Below are 1909 nucleotides of genomic sequence, written 5' to 3' on the forward strand. Positions count from 1 at the left end.
ATTAGATGAAGAGATAGTAACTATTGCTGTTGGGCGTTGCTTGTTAGGGTTGTTAAAATATAAGGAGCATGTTTATGATAGCAATGATTGCAGGTTTTGCGGTAGCTTTAGTGACAGTGTTAGGCATTAAGGCGGGCAAAACCGAAAACCAACCCTGGGCCTATCCGTTGGTGCTGGCCACTTACCCGTTATTTTATTTTGCCTTTGCCGTATACGCCGGCTCGATCGAGGCGCTACTTTATGAAGTGCTATATGCCTTGCCTATTTTTGCTGTCGCCTGTATTGCAGCGATAAAAAATTTACGCTTTACCTTGCTGTTATTGGCAATCGGTTATTTTGCTCACGGTGTCTATGATATTGTGCATGAGCATCTATTTATTAACCCCGGCATGCCCGCATGGTGGCCAGCGTTTTGCGGCACAATTGATATTTTAATTGCCGCATATTTAGCGTTCCAGCTAAGGCAATCGCCTACAAGGCCCGCCTTGCTTTTGGCTAACGATTAAACTACATGACGAATGTTTAAAGCTGCGTAAAATTATTGTTAATTATAGGCGCCCCGTTTCACGCATCCATGTCACTGTGTCATGAATCGTTTGCTGGGTTGGTCTAAAGCTTATACCGGTTTTATTGATGAGCTTGTCGCTAGAGGCCGGTGGTAGCTGTGTAACAATGCGCATGGCTTCTTTAGAAATAGGAAAGCTGATCGGTATTAGCTTGCGTAGCGCATCAAAGATATGACCAAGCGCACGAAAGAGTTTGCCTGAAATTGCCATGCGGCGCAGCTTTTGCCCAGCGGCGGTTTCGATTGCATCGGCAAAGTCTGGCCAGCTATTATAAATGCCGCCTAAAATATAGCGCTCTTCGCAGCTGTTGGCGTTAAGCGTTGACTCAAGCAGTAAACGGTGTGCTAAAGCCACATCACGTGCATCAATCGGCTGCGTGCCAGAGCTGGTGATCGGCATTACCTGTGTTACAAAGCGGATGATTGAGCTATTACTCTCTGCAAGCTTAGGGTCATTAGGCCCTAATACCATAGATGGATAGGTGATGATAATGGGCTGGCCCTCTGCCTGCAGTGCGCGTACTTTTTCTTCGCTGAGTTTTTTCGAGCGCGAGTAGGCGTCTTGCACCTCGACGAGCGGCGTTGCTTCGGTTAATAGGCTTTGCTTAAAGTCGTAAAAAATACTCATGCTGGATACATAAAGTATTTTTTTGATTCCTAATTCGCAGGCGCTGCCAATCACTGCTTCTATACTTTGCAGATTGGTTTGAATGGTTTTTTCCGCATGACGTGGATCAAGATCGACAATGGCGGCGCAGTGTAGCACGGCGTCACAACCCTGCATGCCTTGTTTGACCGCCGCTTTATCTAACATATCAGCAACAACGAAGTCGTCTAGCTGGTAGCCATGCTGGGCAAAATACTGTTCTGCAGCAGTTTTATTGCGCACCAGCAAGCGGACTTGATGACCGGCTTGCAATAATTCTAATGCACTGTTGGCGCCAATTAAACCGGTTGCGCCGGTAATAAATATTTTCATCTGTAAAGCCTTATTGACGTCGTTGGGCTATCAAATCATCAACCACCGATGGGTCGGCCAGGGTTGAGGTGTCGCCGAGCGTATCCAGTTCGTTTTCAGCAATTTTGCGCAGGATGCGGCGCATGATTTTGCCCGAGCGGGTTTTCGGCAAGCCGGGCGCCCACTGAATATGGTCGGGTTTGGCAATTGGCCCAATCTCTTCATTCACCAGCGCAACCAGATCTTGCTGCAGCGCGGCGTCTTGCGCTACACCTTGATTTACCGTGACATAGCAATAAATGCCTTGGCCTTTAATATCATGTGGAAAACCAACTACGGCGGCTTCTGCGACATCGGGGTGCAATACCAGTGCAGATTCGATTTCG

General features: G+C 47.6%; 3 protein-coding genes. 1 reads left to right on the forward strand and 2 read right to left on the reverse strand.

Features of this window, described 5'->3' with window-relative positions; genetic code table 11:
- Positions 1–74 precede the first annotated feature (74 nt).
- Complete coding sequence (locus HRU21_13210; GenBank protein NRA43246.1) at positions 75–506, forward strand: hypothetical protein; 432 nt, start codon at positions 75–77, stop codon at positions 504–506.
- A 42-nt stretch (positions 507–548) separates the two neighbouring features.
- Here the strand turns inward: HRU21_13210 and HRU21_13215 are convergent, their stop codons facing one another.
- Complete coding sequence (locus HRU21_13215) at positions 549–1544, reverse strand: SDR family NAD(P)-dependent oxidoreductase (GenBank protein ID NRA43247.1); 996 nt, start codon at positions 1542–1544, stop codon at positions 549–551.
- 10 nt (positions 1545–1554) lie between these two features.
- The coding region (locus HRU21_13220) for an acetyl-coenzyme A synthetase (GenBank protein NRA43248.1) at positions 1555–1909 on the reverse strand (355 nt) is incomplete at its 5' end.

Source organism: Pseudomonadales bacterium, from assembly GCA_013215025.1.
Classification (GTDB): domain Bacteria; phylum Pseudomonadota; class Gammaproteobacteria; order Pseudomonadales; family DT-91; genus DT-91.